Raw genomic sequence first — 16865 nt, forward strand, 5'->3', positions numbered from 1 at the left:
GACCTCGGCCATCTCCTCAGGTGTCACACACCATCAACGCGCTTGCTGACACAGAGACACGCCACCATCGCGCACACCTGACCAAGCCCTACTAGCAGGTGCGGGTCATCGCACTGCTGCCGAGCAGGGGCACGATGTTGGTCGGGGTGTCGATGAGGCGGAGTTGGTCGGAGGCGACCGCGAAGTGGCTGGTGCTGCGGTGGCCGGGGCGGACGACGCTCAGGACATCGCCGACGGAGACGACGCGTAGGTCGCCGGGCCATGTGAGGCCGTGCTCGTCCGCACCGAAGCTGTTGCCGATGATGAAGGCCAGGTCTGCGGCCTCCTCGGCACTGGACGCCCGGATGGTCAGGACCAAGGGGCCGTCGCCAATCACCTCGGCACGTGCCAGGGGCTGGCCGTCCAGGTAGCCGAAGAAGTTCAAGTACTCGCCCCGGGGGCCCGTCGTCACGTTCAGCAGGATGCTGACGCCGTAGTGGTCGGACGCCGCTGGGGTGGCGGCTGTGGACGGCTTGGAGCGCCTGATGGCGGCAAGGAGCTTCAGTAGTGGTGCCATGGGGGGCCTCCGGCTGAGAGAGGGGCCTGTTCGGTGGACATGGGGCAAGTAGGTCTGCCACCCACTGCCGCGCGGACGTCACGGGGAGGGGGCCTCTGCGTGACCGACCCGGGCCGTGGGGATGGCGGTGGGACAGGTTTCTGATCTCTGATGCGCAGGTCGTGCAGTCGAGCGGGGCCTGTTCCGTGGCATGCAGGTTGTCGTTGTCGGGAATGTTCAGATCCCTGTCGGATGCACTCGAAACGTCCGATCGGCCGATCAACGGGTTCACGAGTCGGCGTTGCCGATGGACCCGCCCATTCGGAGGTGCTCTCGCAATGGATCGGTGGCACTCGGCGGGGCGGCTCGGACGACCATGGCCAGGGCGTGCTGTGCCCCGCTGGGGCAGGCTGCGAGGCTGACGAGGGGGACCGTAGCGGAGGCAAAGGGCCGGTCAACCCCATCAGCCGGACACAACGCAGCGCTCTGCCGACCGCGGGTTTGATCGGCACAGCGCTGTGGTCATGTGGGGAGACGAGGGGGCGCGAAAGCGGATCTTGAGTTGCGATGGCTACGGTGTGGCGCGAGAGGACTTGACGGACCGACAGCGGGCTCGCCTGGAGCCGTTACTCTGCCGGCCGGGAAGGCGGGGCGGGTGCCAAACGTCCGCTGGGTTATGACGGGGCGGTGGGTGAGCGGGAGCTGTCCTGTCTGGGCCGACGGGAGCGTCAGTGGCTTTTCCTGGAGGGCCGCCAGGGATCGGAGCCGGCCTAGTGGCTGCTGATCTCCCCGGCTCGATCCTCGCCGACGTGACCGGGATGCACCGCCACACCACGCTCCGCTTGGGGTCGCCTATGCCCGACGCGATTGGTCCGAGGACCAACAGAAGGACGGACGATGACCGACACGACTGGCTACAACAACGGGCGCACGGCCCGAGAAGTACGCGAGTACCTTCTCACCCAGTTGAACGGCGCCCTGCGTCGGCCGGGGATGTGCGGCGGTGAGACGACACTCAGGCTCTACCTCGACGCGGTGGCGTTCGCGGACGCCGCCGAGCCGGCATGGCAGTAGGAACTGAAGGACCTGAAACCCGCAGAGGATCCTTCCCACCGGCGTGAGCGGTGCCTTTCAAGATCTCTGGGGTAGTGCACACGAGGACGCCGGGCCTCGGTCTACGCCGAGATCGGATACCGCCAGGGTGCACCGCGTCGAGCGGCGGGTGTGCCGCCCTGCCGGATAGGCCCTTCAGGATTCCACAGAACGGGAAGCATGACCGTTGCCCCCGTCTGGACGGACGGGGGCAACAGGCGGAGGCCAGGGGGCATCTCGCTGCCTGCCGCAGCCTCAGGAGTCTCAGCGGGTTGGTCCGGCTGCCTGCCGGGCTTCCTCGCGAAGCCGTAACGTTCTCAGCGTCAGCTGGTAGGTGACCTTGTTCCGCCGCTCCCTGAGAATGGAGTAATTTCCATTCGCCCGACGGAATTCCTCCTCCTGCTCCTCCGCTGCCGCGTATCGCTCCGGAAACGTGGCAAGGGTGAGGAGCCATTGAGCCTTACCTGCTCGAACGCATACTCCCCCACAATTGTTATGCGAGTACCCCAGCTCATAGAGTCTGGGTGGTTCGACTCCAAGGCTTGCCGCCTCCGCCCGCAATTCTTCCTTCGTGAGGGCTGGTTCATCATCCTCACAAAGCGGGAAGGATGTACGCCACGGCTGCCAGTTGGTGGCGATCGGGGGAATCCGGTTACGGTCGCGGCGACTAGCGTCGATTCCTATGTGCAGCGTGGTCAGCTTGGGGTCGGCGTACTTCTCGAGCCATCGGAGGCAGGGTTCGATCTTGAGGACGCGAGTACAGGGAGCGATCCGACTATTGCCGAGAAATTTGTTGTCATGAAATACCTGGAATGGTGTTCGCCCGTCCGCAACTCGCACGAGCGGGACATCGAGCATCCTGCTGGTAGCCTGGGCAAATCTCCAAAGGTCGGGGTCCTCGACCTGTGTGTCGGCTATTAGAAGCGTCATTCTAGAGGAGCCATAGCACCGCTGGACACGGACAGCGGCGCCGAACGATCCGATCCCCGCACTGAATTGAACAACGTGTTCATATTGCTGATCCACCGGCGGCCACCATTCGATTGATCGCCGCCCTTCTCGGGTGGCTGTTGCACCGAAACTAGGGCGCCCGGCCTTCCGGTCAAGGCCCATCTCGAGGCTGGGCCACCGAGCGGGCGAGGTGGAATTGACGCCGCCGGTTGTGTGTGGGGAGCGTGGCGCCAACGGCCCTTGTTCGGGACCGAATGGCACCACGCTCAGCACTGTGACATGAGATGCATGGGCATGCGGCTCAGATGCGCAGCGGCCGACGGTGAACAAGGGCCCGACGTGATTCCCTGTCCCTGGTTGTGGGGAGCGGCAGATGGTTGTCTTTCAGGAGCTTCTTGGCGGCGCGCTGGTCATGGCGCTCCGCGCCGGGAGAGACCTTGACCTCGACCTCGTATCCGTTCGCCTTGTACGGCCCGGGCCGAGTCCGGCCGAGCGCCGCCACGTGATACTTCTTCTCCGCCTCCCAGGCCTTTTCCTGGGCAGCCGCCTCCGCGTAGCCGAGGGCGTGGGCGACGACGTCGGCATCGGTCCGCACCTCTGCTGCCTGGGCCGGCTCGGCGCCGGGCCAGCACTTCGACATGAACGGGCAGGAATCGCAGACGATGTCCAGCCCGGGACCGCGGTGGGCATCCCGGGGTGCGAAGGCGGGGGCCTTGCTGTACCGCAGGAGGTCTCGGACGCGGGCGTCGACCAGCGCCTCCTGCTGGGGCCCGAACTCGCCGAGCCACACTCCGGAGGTTCCCCCATGGATGCGCGACATCGGAACGACCGCGACGACCTGGATCAGGTGCCCCATCAGTCGCAGCGCCATGGCGTAGCCGTAGAGCTGCAGGAGCCGGGCTCTGGAGGGTTGCTCGCCAACGTCGCCCTGGTCGTAGCCGTGGGTCTTGAGATCGACAAGCATCCCTCCATCGGTGGCGAGGGTGAACAGGTCGAGTCGGCCCGGAATCTCCAGGCCCCGCACCGAGAGGAGGACGTCGTGCTCGACGAGGGTGAGTTCGTGCCTCAGCTGCGCCGCGAGCCGGGGCAGGACCCAGTCATGAACGGCCTGTCCGAGGTGGGAGGCGCGCTGCTCCTGGTGGGAATGGTCGTCGGTCGGGGCGTATCGGGCAATCTGGTAGGCCGCGCGGCGGGTGCACCCGCCCAGGCTGGAGATGGACAGGTCGCCGGGGCGGTGGTGGTTGGCGGCGGTGGCTGCGGTGAACACTGCCGCCAGCGCGCTCTCCAGCCTCTGACGGTGGTCGTCGAGCTGTGTGCGGTTCACTGTCCGGCGTCCGGGCAGTCGTCGTGGTGCGGGCCGCCGGCGTCGTCTTCGCACCCGCACACGTCGGGCATCTGTGGCTGGGGGGCGATCTCGAGCGGGACGGGCGGGCTCTGGTCCGGAGCGGCTGATGCGGGGGGCTCGGACTTGCGCAGTTGCCGATAGATCGTGTGGGCGGACACGTCGAGAGTGATCCGGGCCTGGTGGATGGCTTGTTCCGTCTCGTCCGTGAGCCTGCCGTTCCTCTTCTCTTTGGCGGTTCTCTTCGCGTTACCGAGGAGGATCTGGTAGACACCGTTCACCGCGAGCAGCGCCGCGTGCCCTCGCAGGAGCTCCCACGCCGCCTGACGGGAATCCAGCAGCGCGCGCTGGAGGGGGTCCGAGGTCTCGGACGGCTCCGAGCGGGCTTCGGGGCTGGGCTGGGAGACGGCAGGGTGTGTTGGGGCCCTTTTCGGCTCCGCCGGCTCGTCGGGCGCAGGGAGTGCCGAGGGTGGTGGTGTCGTGCGAGGGTTGGTGGCCTCCGGTTCGGGTTCGGTGGAGGGCGCGATGACAGCCGGTGTGGCGGTGATCCGAGTGGTCGGCGTCGGAGGGTGCGTCGTGGCCCGGTCGGCGGCGGGTCCCACCTGGTGCTCCGGCGCGGCGGCCGCGGCGGTGGGGGTCTGCTCTGCGGAGGACCGGGGCTGGGTGTGGTTGGGGAGTCCGGGGCCCTCGGCAGGTGCATGTGACGGAGCCGTATGGGGGGTTGCGACTGGTGTGGGCGCGGGGTCATCGGGCAGTACGGCGCCCCATCCGTGGCGTCCGCCGCTGATGATGTGGGCGGCGTTGGTGTCGATGATCAGGCCGCTGACGCGTGCGTAGAGCATCCGCCTCGGGTGGTGGCGCCACCAACGGGCCCGTGGGCCGCTGGTCAGCTCCGCGACGATGGCGTCGTGCATGGTGTAGGTCGCGAACAGTTCGCCCTGCTCGGGCCTGTCGGGGTTGGTGATCGCGACGGTGCAGCGCTCGTCCGTCGCCTCGACGATGCGCCATCCCCAGCCCGCGCGAGCAAGTAGCACGCGCTTGGCCGAGGAGTGGAGGGCGAGGCCGCTCTCCTCGGTATCGTCGGGGTAGAAGCTGTTGATCGACTCCCAGGTGCTCAGTCCCAGGTCCTGGCCGGCAAGCAGGATCAGCACGAGGTCGACGGCGTTGCCCTTGAGCCAGCGCGGCAGGGCGCGGGCGTGGGAGAGGAGTTCGGCCCGCCGGACCATGCGCGCGAATTGGGGGTCGTCGTCGAACAGGTCGGCGAACTCGGAGATGACGGGGAAAGGCGAAACGCGTGACAGGGTCATGACAGGTTCCAGTTCGCGGTTGTCTGCGGCGCGGGTAGGTACAGCGAAGGCGGAGGTCTGGCCTACGGCGCGGAGGTCCGCTTGCGTGACCAGTGCCGTGCGTGGGGTGGACCGGTGGGTGTAGGGCGCTACCGGAGTTCGATGTGCGGTGAACCCAGACCGAGGACGCCCGGGTTCTCGACCACTGGATCAGGGGTGGCGCGAGCGGGGAGGCGCGTTCCGAGCAGGAGTCGGGCGATGGCGTTGACCGGGTCGCCCGGCTCTCCGACTGCGGTCACCGAAAGGCGGGTGGCAACGCCCTCGGTCCCGTCTGCCTGCAGGGCGGTTACCTGCCACCCCGTTCTGGCGGTCCAGGTCGCGATGGCTCCATGGGGAAATTGCTCGTGGTCGAGCGTCAAGTGGCCGGCGAGCCAGGTCAGTTCTGCGGAGGGGAGGGCTGTGAGGCCGTCGGCCGCGAGTTCGTTCGTGTCGCAAACGGTGAACTCGACGGGGCGCAGTCCCACGACGGTCAGGGCGCGGTCGATGCCGTCCAGGTAGTCGTCGACTTCTCGGCTGATACTCATGGGCTTGTCTCGTCTCGTGGTGGCCTCGTTGAGGCGATGGTGTCCGGGATGGCACACGGCGCTCCGCCCGGGCGGGTCGGAGCGGCAGGTGCGGGGGGAACCTAACGAGTTTCACTAGCCAGTCAAGGGGCTTCTGGCAGCCTCGGCGGGCGATGTGGACACTGTGGTCGGGTAGCCGGGTCGGGTTGCCGGGGCCCGGCCCCATCAGTGCCGGTCCCAGGCGATGGGGCTCATCTCAACTGGGCCGCGGGCACCCTGATAATCCGCCGCCTCACCCGCCACCCGGCCCGCTTTGGCGAGGCCATCGGGTCGGTGGCTGTATGACCGTGGCGGTCACGGTTCGCTCCGCCAAAGCGTTATAGGAGATTGCGCGTCCTCCGGGATCCAGGGGCAGAAGGCGATCGGGCCGCGTAGGGTCCAAGGCGTGACCGAATCCGTGCCGACCGAGACTTGGCGTGCGTTCCTCAACTCTGTCCAGCCAGGTGAGGCCAGGACCGGAACGGTGGCCGGCTTCGAGGGCTTTGACGTCATCGTGGACCTTGACGGGGCGAGGGGCCCTCATCGTGCGGTGGGTCGCATCGTTCGGCACGAGCTGTCGTGGCATCGTGCTGAGGACCCTGCGGAGATCGTCGATGTGGGCCAGGCAGTCGAGGTCGAGGTGATCGGAGTCGACTGGCGGAGGGAACGTGTCCTGCTGTCGACCAAGGCATGCGAGGACCAGACTATTCGTACCTTTCTCGTCGGCATCCGGCGCGGTGAGGTCTTGACGGGGACGGTGGCGGATGTCCGCAGCTTCGGTGTCTTTGTCAACCTCGACGGCGAACCGGCTGACAACATCACCGGCTACGCCGGCACCGGCTCCATCCGAGTGCTCGAGCTGTCCTGGTCACGAGGACGTCACGCGGCGCGTGCCCGCGCACGGATGGCCGGTTTGAGGGAGAAGGTTAAGCGGGCCAAGCCGGCAGCGGCGGCGGCAAGGGCCAGAGCGTAGGACGCGAACGCCCCGTAGTGGTCGGCCAACGGACCGGCGAGCGCCGTACCGATGGCGCTGCCGATGCCCACCACAGCCACAAAGCCAGGAGAAGGTCTCGGTCAGGCAGCCTCGATCCGCAGTCCGTCCGGCGCGCTCGAAGACGACACCCAGCAGCGGGCTGAGGCACAAGCCCGGCAGAGACGCGAGCAGGGCCATCGCCGCCAGGTCCGCAGGCACGAGCACCAGGGGCCCATCCGAGCGTGAACCCGGCCACCAGACCCAGCAGCGTCCGGTCCCCCACCGTGCTCTCACGTCGTCGGCCGAAGACCAGACCCCCCAGACAACTGCCTGCGCTGAACGCCCCGAGGAGAACACCCGCACCGGTCCGGTCCCCCCAGGTTGTCGGCAAAGGCCGTTTCCGCAACTCCCTGTGCTCCCAAGGCCACGCCGACCAGCAGGAGAACGACGGCGATGCCTCGCAGTTGCCACGAACGCATCGGGCCCATCCAGTTCGTCGGCCCAGTAGCGGGCAGCCGCCAGCTGCGGGAAGGTGCTGACGCCGTCACGGCCCATCTCCCCACGACACCGAGAACGGCGATCAACACCAACGCCGTCCTGGCCTCGGACAGCGCCACCGTCGCACTCACCAGCAGGGGACCGAGCGCGAACAGCAGAGACTGCGCGGAGGCATCGAGGGAGAACGCCGCAGTCTGCAGCCGCTGTGGAACTGCCACCGACCAAAGCACCCGCAACGCGCCCTCCAGGGGCGGGGTAGCGAGGCCGGCAACGACGGCCGCGGCTGCGATGAGAATCCGCTGTCGCAGGTCGAGGACCGCGAGGGCGATCATGGCTGCTGCCGACGTGATCGCGGCTACGATCAGCGGACGGCGCTGCCCAAGCCGATCCACCAAGCGGCCGAGCACGGGCTGGCCATTCGTCGCCGCGAGGCCGTAGAGCCCCGCAACGACGCTGGCCCACAGGTAGCCACTTCCGGCGGCCACCATGCACAGCAGAATGGCCAAAGGCGCGGACGCCACCGGAAGACGGCCGACGAGCGAGGCCACCAGAACGTGCGGAACATGCGGAACCGCCAGTACAGAACGAATTCCATCAGGCTGGCTACGGCGAAATGCAGTCGGCCTTTACTGGCCAGGTAGAGGCAGACATAGATGTCCCTAGGGCCGAATATATCGCAAGGCCTCGCCTGCTCGCTCGGAACAATCAACAAGGCTTGAGAGAAGGAGGCTGTTCGGGCTGGACTATGCAGCACGCGGGGCGACCTTGGACGGATTTCGGCGGCTGCGCCAGGACCGGATCGGCAGCCGTTGGCGTCGGCGTCCCCGCCGCGCCACCGCCTTCAAACGCGCGTGGGCCGCCTCACGGATGCGCTCCTGCACGGTGAAGCTGGCCATTTCGAAATGAAACCAGTCCACGATAGACGACCCCTCCTCGTTTCAGAGAAATATTTGACCGGCCCGACCCAGAAGCGAATTCCATTGAACCGGACACCTAAGCTTTTGCTTCGTCGAGGACGCTAGCCACCACCGCCGCACACTGCCCTGCGAGACGGGCGCGAACGGCAGCAGGAATCCGCACGGCGGGAAAGCGCCTGGAGAGTTCCCGCTCAGCGGAAGTCCGGAACCGCGCCAGCCCTTGCACCAGTCCGCTGTCCGTTGCCCGACCAGCTCCTGGCGGTCGAGGCAAGTGCAGCCCCCTGCTAGAACTGAGGGAGCAGCGGCGGGCGGAGAGGCGGGTTGCGGCGCGGATGGCCACTGCGACAACGCTCGACGCCCGATCCGTGCTCGACTTCGCCCTCACCGAGGCGGCACGCAAGGCCGACCTACAGGAGCGCACCGCGCAGTGGGAGACGACGGCCGCCGGGGGCTGATCCGATCGGCTCACGGCCATGCACCTGCTGGAAGCCGCCCCCATGCACGAAGGCGAGGAGGCGTGGTGGGGGCAGGCGTTCGAAGTTGCCGCCGACGCCCGTGCGACGGCGCGGGTGAACGACGACATCGTGGACTTCGTCGCCACTGTCGTGGAGCGATATCCGAAGGACTCCCAGCCCCGGTTGGAGGCGGCGCTGGCTGGCGCGTTCGGCACGTGGTACGGGCAGCAGCACACTGACGCCTACTGCTGCCCGCTGAGAACCGTCCGCCCCCAAATCAGGCGACGATGGTCTCAACGACGAGGCGCTGGACGGTCCTGCGCGCCTTTGCGGTCGGCTTCCGGGCCGCCGTCGCTTGAGCCATCGCCACCAGCGCGGCCACCAGGTCGGGCGCCGGGACCGTCATGGCGGCCCGCGTGATGATGTCGGTGAGCGGCTTGTTGACGGTGTCCCGCACCTCGCGGAACGCGGGATTGGTGGCGGCCATCAGTTCGACCACCCGAAGGATGTGAGCGTGGGCCCGCCAGCGCTCGAAGTAGGCGTCGATCGCGTCGCTGAGGGCCGTTCCGTCCGGGGTACTGCCGCCCGCAGGCGCCTGAACAGCCTTGGCGAAGTCCTCGGCAGCCGCCTGCGCGAGTTCGAGCACGACTGCGTCGCGGGAGGGGAAGTACACGTAGACGGTGGCCGGAGAGGTCCTCGCGGCGCGGGCCAGATTGATGACCTGGACGTCGGCATACCCGACTTCGGCCAAGACCGCAGACGTGGCCTTCAAGATCCTCTTGCGGGGATGTCCGCGGTTTCCGATTTCTCGGCCGTTGACGGTCCTGATGGAAGGCATGCTTGTGCTCCGATTTCGGTAGATGGGGGAAGGGTTAGCGCTCGGCAGGGCCCGGGGCCGGCCGATCGACCGGACTGAATCCAGCAGGGCCTCCGGTGTGCAATCCCGGGCTGGTGACCAGAGCGGAGGAGGCCAATGCTTCGGCCTCGTCAGGCTGATGGGCTGATGGGCTGATGGGCCACAACGTAGGCATGCTCGACGGCCTGTCAATCCCGCGTCCGCGCACTGTTCAGGCCGGTCGCGGCCCGAGCTACAGCCGCGTGTAAGGCCGGGGGGTGTCGTCGGGCTCGTCCGGTTGTTGGCCAAAATCACCTGGGGCGACGGCGTCGAGGGGGGTTTCCTGGGTTGCCGATGGCGGTTGGCCTTAACGCGGTCCGCCGCCTCGGGCTGAGACCTAGGCGGCGGAAGACGTCCGGGGATACTGCACCGAGCTACACGTCGGGCACTGGCACGCGGGGGGCCTGGGCTTTCGATCGGTCGGTCATTCGGTTCTCGTCCCCTTGGGTCGGGTCTCGGCGTAGTCGGCTGACCCGTGTTCGGAGGCAGTGCGGGCGTCAGGCCCGGCTGGTGGCAGTGGTGCCGATCAGCGCCACGAAGGTGGTCCGGGACGGCGGATCGATGGGGGTGAATCCGGTACCGGCCACGGCGAGGTAGTGCCATATACCGGACGGGTCGGTGACGTGGAGGACATCGCCGACGGACAGTGACCGCAAGTCGGCAGGCCACTCTGTACCCCGGTCGTCGGCCGCCTGATGGTTGCCAATGTCGAAGGCGCGTTCGCAGGCCGATGGCAGGTCCGGGCTAGTGACCGTGAGGAGCAACAGAGGACTGCCGTTGGCCGGGCTGGCCACCGCGAGGTCGTGGCCGGTCTGAAATCCGTCGAAGGTGATCATGCGCCCGTTAGGTTCGGTGGTGACATTCAGCAGAGCCGCGATCGTGTACCGGCCCTGCCCCGGCTGGGAGGGACGTGCCGGATCGGCCTGGAGCGAGCTGGTCAGCGGCTGCCCAGCACGGTGCTTCTGAAAGGTCGAAGGGAACAGTGCGCGCAGTCGGCGGGGGAGCCAGGGCCTGCGCGGGATGACGGGCATGGTGAGTTCCTTCCGGGGGTGGGTGCTCTCTCGTGCCTGCGGCGGCCAGGTGCTGCTGGTGGCGAACGGAACCTGGCGTCTGTTGGGCAACGACGGTCAAACGCCGCCCGCCGTAGTTGTTCTGCAGCGGCAGGTATGGCGCGGACCATACGGATGGCTGGACGCGGGTCAAGAGCCCTGGGAGTGCCCGAACCGCTGGCGATGGACTCGGCCCGGGTCGCAGGCGCACCAATGCGGTAGAGGTGGCGTTGTACGCGATCTAGGGGTCACACACGTTTCGGGCCCTGAACAACTCTTGCACCTTTGAAGGGAGTGCTGGGCAACGGAATCGTGCTCCTCCCCACGCCCGAATTCCCCGTCCATCAGCTGGCTGTTGACCTGGTGGCGGATCGCTCGGTGTGACCCCAGACCGTCGATGCCGGGTGAGCCTGTCAGGGGCCGGCGCGAGCGCGGCACACGCACGCTGACGCAGGTGACTTCCCACTGGCGGTGTCAGTGCGCAGGTGCCGGGATCATCGTGACAACGAGGTCAAGGCTGATGGCCTCGCTAAGGTGGAGGACGAAGCCGGGGGTGGCGTGCTGGGGTGGGAAGCGTCTTCGCGCGTCTGGCCCGGCTAGTTGCCATGGGCCTTGATCCGCGCCCACAACGAGGGCCACGGCCTGCGGTGGGCGGACGGTGAGCTGACCGCCGAATCGTGCGCGCGGGAGACTTTGAGGGCCCCGGGCCACTCCACCGGGTGTCCCCGGTCGGTGGTGCCGAGGTCGCTGTCGCCGACCATCACGAGGTCATGGCCTTCCCAGTCGGACTCGAGGGGGCTCGGCCGGTGCGGCGAACAGCTCCAGCTGGTCGGCGCCGCACTCGGTGCCGCACGGCGGGGTGGACGGGTTCCTCCTCGCGGTCTTCTCCAAGTCAAGGCAATTCGGTGGGGTGGTCGGGCCCCGGAGGGGGAGCGTGATTCTCGCCCTGCTCCCTCTCCGGGGCTGGTGCCGTCAGCCGGTCCTGTCGGTCCGGGCGTAGTTGTGGAAGTCGTCGGTGGCGGCGATCTTGATCGGCCCGGCAACGGCCGCGCAGGTCCAGGCGTCCAGCGGGACGGGCATAGCCCGCTCCCCGCTGAGCCACTGGTGGATGTAGGGCTGGACCTCGAAGAGGTTGCTGTTCTCGTCCTCGACGTAGAACTCGGAGTTGCCGCCGAAGCCCTCCTCGTCGGCGTAGTCCCACACGCAGACGAGGTACGGACCGCCCGCTTCGTGGATGCGTCCGAAGGTGGACCGGATGTCCTCCGGGGTGTAGCCGTCCTCGAACCGACCGTGCAGGTCGCCGAGTTCGACCAGCGCTCCCAACGTCGCCTGCGGCGCGGTGGCCCACTCGGCGACATCCTCAATGCGCGCGCCGAGCTGCTCGTCTGGGCGCGTCAGGAGGCTGTGATCCCTGCCGGTCCCGCCGCCCGCGGCCATGTGCCATTCGTCTCCGAGGCGCGGGGCGCGGCTCACAGCGATGGCTTCCGCCGTTTCGTCCTGATGTGGCTCGTTCTCTTTGCGACGTTGCGTCGTGTTGGTCATCGGCGCACTCCCTTCGGGTTACTGAGGTGGTTTCGGTTTGACCCGGGCGCGTCAGTTCTGGGGCAGCTTCCCGGCCCAGGACGAGGCGCCGGGTGCCGTCGGTCCGGGCGGCTCCGGACTCGGGGTTCTAGAGCAAGCGGTGCTCCAGCTCGTGTGCCCACGTTCGGGTCCCGATGCCGGCGATGCACTGCGGCTAGCTGTGCAGGCCGCTCGGCGCGGCTGGGTGCTCGGATCTGTGGGGCTGACCGCCCGGAGGTGCGGTTGCTGCGGCCTCGATCCGGGGGGCCGTGTGGGGCCCGGGCTCGTGCGACCGCACCCGAGGGACCGCCATCTGGTAAGCAAGGTAGCGGCGCGACTACGACAGTCAACCGCCTGAGCCGGGAAGGGCGGCGGGCCGCCGGGCCCTTCTCTCTAGGGCCCGGCGGACCGCCGGGGTGTCAGTTGAGCCGCTCCTGCTCGGCGTGCAGCAGGATGAGAATCGGTCGGAGCCAGGCACCCTCGGCGTCGTACTCGGTGTGTCCGTCGGCCATCGCCTGAATCAGGGGGATCTGGGCTGCGTGCACCCCTCCGGCTCGCTGGAGGTCTGCGATTGCGCGTGCGAGAGGCTTCTGCAGGGCGTGCGACCAGGGGCGGCTATCCTTCTCCGCCTTGCGGCCGTTGAAGGTGGGCGCCTCGGGGGCCATGTGTGCGAGCCACAGAACGCCCGGGTTCACGCCGAAGAGTCCGGCGATCGCGGTGACCTTGTCGTAGTCGTTGACGTGACTGACTCCCCGGCTGGCGCGCCATCCGACGCGGCGGGGGCTATCCAGGACGCTCCAGTAGGCCGTCTTCAGGGCGATACCCTTCATCAGATGGGCAACGCTCTGGCCGGTGGTGGCACTAAGTTCCTTCATTCGGGGATGCAGGAGGTCAGCAAGCAGACGGCGTGACTCCGGGGCTTCCTCCAGTCGCTGGGCCCTTGCGAGCTCCCTACGGTCCGGCTTGGCGGGAGGCGTCGGCTTCCGGGGGATGACCAGTTGCGCTCCCGGAGGAAGGTCTGTGCCTTCCCATGCCTCCGGATCGTTGAGTTCGAGCGGGAGTGTGCCGTCGGCCAGCACGGCGCACAGGTTCAGCAGTGCCGCTCCGATGTTGTGCAGCGCCCTTTCGAAGCCCGCGCTGCGGTCGGAGTGGCCGGTCTCCTCGAAGAATGCCTTGCGGTGCCCCGCTTCGTGAACGAGTGTAGCGACGCACTTCTCGCGGTCGGTCAAGGTGTCCTGGTGGAAGGCGATGACGTCGGTGTCGCCGTAGTACCTTCCGGTGGTGCCGCAGCCGATGTCCTCCGCTTCGCTGTATACACGGACCTTCCCGATGGTTCCGAATCCGAGGGCTGCCCGGAAGAGGGCGACCGTGTAGTCAAGATTCTGTCGTTGTGTAGCGGCCAAGGAATCGAGCGAGACCCAGGTGGTCTTGTTCGCGTGCCGTCGGGCCTCCGTTTTCCGCGCGGCGCTGCGCCGTTCCACTCCGAGCAGGTCCATAAGTGCGTGGTGCTGGTACGGGGGGAGGTCGGTTTCGACCATGAGCACGCCTCGCTGCATCAGCCAGGCGTTTTCCTCCATCCCTTCGGCTCCCGACGCGTTCTTGTCTCGGTCGCTGTAGTAGAGGCGGGCGTCGGCGGGAAATGCGCGCCTGGCGGCTGCCTTGAATGCGAGTTTGACGCTGTAGTCACGGACCTTGCTGAAGTACAGCTCCTGTGAGGCGAGCTTCTGTCCGCTGAGGGCCAGGGTGACGAAGTGGTCGATGACGGTGGGGTCGGCGCTCTCGGCGAGGGCCTCCTTGATGTACTGGTCGAGCGCGCGGCCGTCGACGATGGTGCGGTCCCGGTTCTGATCGGCCTTCGCGAGGCTCAGCGGGAGGTCGTAGCTGGCCGACAGGCGGGTATCGGTGCTGACCCGGATCCCGCCGATAAAGATCCTTCCAGGGGTTCCGTCCAGCAGGACCCGTGCATGTTCCTGGGGCGGGCTGTAGCCGGGCTCCGTGAGGTGCAGGACTCGGGATATGGCGTCCTCGGCGGTCTTCTGGGAGCACTGGATCGTGATCTTGGTTCCGACAGTCCGGTCGGCGGGGTACAGGGTGTATACGAGGGTGGCGGCGGCGTTGGCGCCGCGCAGGGGAACGATTCCGTCGAGAAGGCTCCGGTGCTCGATACTCGGGGTGAAGGTGTACCCGACGGTTTCGAAGAGAACTTCCCCGACTTCGGGATCGCGGGCCAGCACGAGGGCGGCGAGCTTCTTTCCTTCGCCGAACTGCCCGATCTGATGGCTGCTCTTGCTGGACGCTCCGAGCAGGAACGCTTCCTGTGCAATTCCGGGGCCCCGGTCTTCGATGGAGAGGGCTCCGTCGGCCCAGCTCACCGTGGCGTGGGGGTCTTCGTCGAGCGCGTTGGTGATCAGTTCGACAATCGCCCTCGGGGTGGTCCAACTCTTTACGTAGTCGGGGGAAATCGGGAGCGGCATAGAAATGCCGTCATTGCGCTGGGCGAGCGTGTGAGTTGCGCTCATGACTTCTTCCTCGTCTTTCACTGCCGCGTCTTGCGGCTGTTTCGGATGAGGGAGAACGTAGGTATCTCCAGAGCGCAGTCAACCCCGCTTCGCGCGACTAAGACTAATTACCCGAAATATCCGAAGGGGAAGACTCCGTGAGTCCAACGATGGGTGTCCCGGCGCATGCGCTCATGCCTGAATGCGTCCTGCGCGATATCCGGCGTCGGACCCCGCTCACGCGGCGCGCTGCCCCCGTTACCTTTTTCGTGGCCCCGCAACGGGGCTCCCGGCCTCCGGTCCGGCATGACTGTTCCCCCCCTGTAGTTCGCATGATCCGGGGGGTGGTGTCACCGGGCCGGAGGCATCGGTAGACCGCTGATAGAGGCAGGACCACCAGCGTGCTGGGAGGCTCTTCGTAACGTGGATGCCGGCGACTGGTGCCACGCCAACGAGGCCGGGACAGCACAACCTCGTAAGGGATCAGCGTGATCGACACCAGCGATGTGGACGTCTTCCTGGGCTTGGACGTCGGCAAGGGCGAGCACCACAGAACCGCGGTGACCCGGTCCGGCAAGCGGGTCTTCGACAAGCGGCTGCCGAACAGCGAGCCCAAGCTGCGGGCCGTGCTGGACAAGCTCACCGCGAAGCACGGCACGGTCCTGGTCGTGGTGGACCAGCCGGCCTCCATCGGCGCCCTACCGCTGGCAGTCGCGCGGGACGCCGGCTGCCGTGTCGCTTACCTGCCCGGTCTGACGATGCGCCGGATCGCCGACCTCTACCCCGGCGAGGCCAAGACCGACGCCCGCGACGCCGCGGTCATTGCGGATGCCGCCCGGACCATGCCGCACACCCTGCGCGGCATCGAGCTCACCGACGAGACCGTCGCCGAGCTGGAGATGATCGTCGGCTTCGACGACGACCTCGCCGGCGAGGCCACGCGCGTCGCCAACCGCCTGCGCGGACTGCTCACCCAGATCCACCCGCACCTGGAACGCGTGCTGGGACCGCGGATCGACCACCCGGCGGTGCTGGCACTGCTGGAGCGGTTCGGCTCACCGGCCGTCCTGCGCAAGGCCGGACGCCGCCGCCTGCAGAACGTCGCCCGGCCGTTGGCCCCGCGCATGTTCGAGCGTCTCGTCGATGACCTCCTCACCGCGCTCGACGAGCAGACCGTCATCGTCCCGGGCACCGACGCGGCCGCGCTGATCGTGCCGAGTCTGGCCGGCTCGCTGCGGGCCGTCCTGGACCAGCGCAAGATCCTGGAGAAGCGGATCCAGGAACTGCTGGACGAGCACCCGCTGTCGAAGATCCTGACCGCGATGCCCGGCATCGGTACCCGGACCGGCGCCCGCGTCCTGATCGACGTCGGGGACGCGAGCGCGTTCCCGAGCGCCGCCCACCTCGCCTCCTACGCCGGCCTCGCCCCGGCGACCCGCAGTTCCGGCTCGTCCATACGCGGCGAGCAACCGTCCCGCCGCGGCAACAAGCAGCTGAAACGGGCGTTCTTCCTGGCCGCGTTCGCCTCGCTCAGCGACCCGGCCTCCCGGGTCTACTACGACAAGAAGATCGGCCAGGGGAAGCGGCACACCCAGGCACTCCTCTGCCTGGCCAGACGCCGGACCGACGTCCTCTTCGCCATGCTCCGCGACGGCACCCTCTACGAGTCCCGGCCCGCAGCAGCCGACAGTTGAACGCCACGGGGATCTGCCAGCAACACCACACGGTCGGCGGCTGGTTCGAACCCGAGCACCGGGTTCCCCCAGTCGCCTCCCGCAGTCACCCGCACGGGCTTGCCCAGCCGGCGCCCGATCGAGCCCAGGAAGCCGCACAGGATGTCCACCCCCTCCTGGCCCTGAAGCTCGCGAAGGTCAACGTCGAAATCGATCTCGCCCGACGACATCGGCCAAAAGTTCACCAGCACGTCCGCAGCGGGCCACACCCGCAGCATGGCCGCGTCCGCTTCGGCAGGACGCGACAACACCGCTTCCGCCGAGGGCAACGGCACCAGGACGTCGCCTTCCCAGTACTCCCAAACCCAGCCGCACGACCGGACCAGGTCAAACACCGCCTGCCAGTCCTCGACCGAAGCGCCCTCCACACAGACGTCCGGCAGAGCGCCCATCAGGTCAGGGTCGAAGAAGTCCTTGACGTTGTCCCACAGCAGATCCGGCATGCCGCCATGCTGCCCGCCGGTGCCGCCCGCGCGCAG

The 16865-nt window shown here is 67.7% G+C and carries 15 protein-coding genes; 4 read left to right on the top strand and 11 right to left on the bottom strand.

Annotated features, from left to right (window positions below; genetic code table 11):
* Nucleotides 1–91 precede the first annotated feature (91 nt).
* Nucleotides 92–556 (bottom strand): hypothetical protein, encoded by a 465-nt coding sequence (locus ACFWIC_RS37240; RefSeq protein WP_380521398.1) that lies wholly within the window; start codon nucleotides 554–556, stop codon nucleotides 92–94.
* An 876-nt stretch (nucleotides 557–1432) separates the two neighbouring features.
* Between ACFWIC_RS37240 and ACFWIC_RS37245 the strand changes: the two genes are divergently transcribed.
* Nucleotides 1433–1609: a hypothetical protein gene (locus tag ACFWIC_RS37245; RefSeq protein ID WP_380521399.1), complete on the top strand. Its 177-nt coding sequence runs from the start codon at nucleotides 1433–1435 to the stop codon at nucleotides 1607–1609.
* Nucleotides 1610–1891: 282 nt separating this feature from the next.
* Here the strand turns inward: ACFWIC_RS37245 and ACFWIC_RS37250 are convergent, their stop codons facing one another.
* The 4 genes from ACFWIC_RS37250 to ACFWIC_RS37265 all read right to left on the bottom strand — a co-directional run bounded on the left by ACFWIC_RS37250 (nucleotide 1892) and on the right by ACFWIC_RS37265 (nucleotide 5790).
* Complete coding sequence (locus ACFWIC_RS37250) at nucleotides 1892–2653, bottom strand: hypothetical protein (RefSeq protein WP_380521401.1); 762 nt, start codon at nucleotides 2651–2653, stop codon at nucleotides 1892–1894.
* A 226-nt stretch (nucleotides 2654–2879) separates the two neighbouring features.
* Nucleotides 2880–3902, bottom strand: coding sequence for a PD-(D/E)XK nuclease family protein (locus tag ACFWIC_RS37255; protein WP_380521403.1), 1023 nt, complete (start codon nucleotides 3900–3902; stop codon nucleotides 2880–2882).
* The gene (locus tag ACFWIC_RS37260) at nucleotides 3899–5227 is read right to left on the bottom strand and encodes a hypothetical protein (RefSeq protein ID WP_380521404.1); all 1329 of its coding nucleotides are present in this window, start codon (nucleotides 5225–5227) and stop codon (nucleotides 3899–3901) included. Before ACFWIC_RS37260 ends, ACFWIC_RS37255 begins: the two co-directional genes overlap by 4 nt.
* A 128-nt stretch (nucleotides 5228–5355) precedes the next feature.
* Nucleotides 5356–5790 (bottom strand): hypothetical protein, encoded by a 435-nt coding sequence (locus ACFWIC_RS37265; protein ID WP_380521406.1) that lies wholly within the window; start codon nucleotides 5788–5790, stop codon nucleotides 5356–5358.
* A 424-nt stretch (nucleotides 5791–6214) separates the two neighbouring features.
* Between ACFWIC_RS37265 and ACFWIC_RS37270 the strand changes: the two genes are divergently transcribed.
* A complete protein-coding gene (locus ACFWIC_RS37270) occupies nucleotides 6215–6781 on the top strand; it encodes a S1 RNA-binding domain-containing protein (RefSeq protein ID WP_380521408.1) in 567 nt (188 codons plus the stop codon).
* A gap of 290 nt (nucleotides 6782–7071) precedes the next feature.
* Here ACFWIC_RS37270 and ACFWIC_RS37275 read toward each other — a convergent pair whose 3' ends face one another.
* Entirely contained in the window at nucleotides 7072–7827 is a 756-nt protein-coding gene (locus ACFWIC_RS37275; RefSeq protein WP_380521410.1) for an MFS transporter, read from the bottom strand.
* 701 nt (nucleotides 7828–8528) lie between these two features.
* On the opposite strand from ACFWIC_RS37275, the gene ACFWIC_RS37280 reads away from it, so the two are divergent.
* Complete coding sequence (locus ACFWIC_RS37280; RefSeq protein ID WP_380521411.1) at nucleotides 8529–8651, top strand: hypothetical protein; 123 nt, start codon at nucleotides 8529–8531, stop codon at nucleotides 8649–8651.
* A gap of 277 nt (nucleotides 8652–8928) precedes the next feature.
* Here ACFWIC_RS37280 and ACFWIC_RS37285 read toward each other — a convergent pair whose 3' ends face one another.
* From ACFWIC_RS37285 to ACFWIC_RS37300, 4 genes are all read right to left on the bottom strand, one after another.
* Complete coding sequence (locus ACFWIC_RS37285) at nucleotides 8929–9489, bottom strand: TetR/AcrR family transcriptional regulator (RefSeq protein WP_380521413.1); 561 nt, start codon at nucleotides 9487–9489, stop codon at nucleotides 8929–8931.
* A 554-nt stretch (nucleotides 9490–10043) separates the two neighbouring features.
* The gene (locus ACFWIC_RS37290; RefSeq protein WP_380521415.1) at nucleotides 10044–10577 is read right to left on the bottom strand and encodes a hypothetical protein; all 534 of its coding nucleotides are present in this window, start codon (nucleotides 10575–10577) and stop codon (nucleotides 10044–10046) included.
* Between the two features lie 990 nt (nucleotides 10578–11567).
* Entirely contained in the window at nucleotides 11568–12137 is a 570-nt protein-coding gene (locus ACFWIC_RS37295; RefSeq protein ID WP_380521417.1) for a hypothetical protein, read from the bottom strand.
* Nucleotides 12138–12574: 437 nt separating this feature from the next.
* Entirely contained in the window at nucleotides 12575–14674 is a 2100-nt protein-coding gene (locus ACFWIC_RS37300; RefSeq protein ID WP_380521419.1) for a hypothetical protein, read from the bottom strand.
* 467 nt (nucleotides 14675–15141) lie between these two features.
* On the opposite strand from ACFWIC_RS37300, the gene ACFWIC_RS37305 reads away from it, so the two are divergent.
* Nucleotides 15142–16347: an IS110 family transposase gene (locus ACFWIC_RS37305; RefSeq protein ID WP_380521421.1), complete on the top strand. Its 1206-nt coding sequence runs from the start codon at nucleotides 15142–15144 to the stop codon at nucleotides 16345–16347.
* Here the strand turns inward: ACFWIC_RS37305 and ACFWIC_RS37310 are convergent.
* Complete coding sequence (locus tag ACFWIC_RS37310) at nucleotides 16314–16829, bottom strand: hypothetical protein (RefSeq protein WP_380521449.1); 516 nt, start codon at nucleotides 16827–16829, stop codon at nucleotides 16314–16316. The genes ACFWIC_RS37305 and ACFWIC_RS37310 overlap by 34 nt on opposite strands.
* Nucleotides 16830–16865 lie beyond the last annotated feature (36 nt).

Source organism: Kitasatospora sp. NPDC127035 (assembly GCF_042726075.1).
GTDB lineage: Bacteria > Actinomycetota > Actinomycetes > Streptomycetales > Streptomycetaceae > Kitasatospora.

Bases quoted from the DNA above. Each gene is read 5' to 3' on its own strand.
- ACFWIC_RS37240 (WP_380521398.1), bottom strand. From the start codon at position 556: ATGGCACCACTACTGAAGCTCCTTGCCGCCATCAGGCGCTCCAAGCCG.
- ACFWIC_RS37245 (WP_380521399.1), top strand. From the start codon at position 1,433: ATGACCGACACGACTGGCTACAACAACGGGCGCACGGCCCGAGAAGTA.
- ACFWIC_RS37260 (WP_380521404.1), bottom strand. From the start codon at position 5,227: ATGACCCTGTCACGCGTTTCGCCTTTCCCCGTCATCTCCGAGTTCGCC.
- ACFWIC_RS37265 (WP_380521406.1), bottom strand. From the start codon at position 5,790: ATGAGTATCAGCCGAGAAGTCGACGACTACCTGGACGGCATCGACCGC.
- ACFWIC_RS37280 (WP_380521411.1), top strand. From the start codon at position 8,529: ATGGCCACTGCGACAACGCTCGACGCCCGATCCGTGCTCGACTTCGCC.
- ACFWIC_RS37285 (WP_380521413.1), bottom strand. From the start codon at position 9,489: ATGCCTTCCATCAGGACCGTCAACGGCCGAGAAATCGGAAACCGCGGA.
- ACFWIC_RS37290 (WP_380521415.1), bottom strand. From the start codon at position 10,577: ATGCCCGTCATCCCGCGCAGGCCCTGGCTCCCCCGCCGACTGCGCGCA.
- ACFWIC_RS37295 (WP_380521417.1), bottom strand. From the start codon at position 12,137: ATGACCAACACGACGCAACGTCGCAAAGAGAACGAGCCACATCAGGAC.
- ACFWIC_RS37300 (WP_380521419.1), bottom strand. From the start codon at position 14,674: ATGAGCGCAACTCACACGCTCGCCCAGCGCAATGACGGCATTTCTATG.
- ACFWIC_RS37310 (WP_380521449.1), bottom strand. From the start codon at position 16,829: ATGCCGGATCTGCTGTGGGACAACGTCAAGGACTTCTTCGACCCTGAC.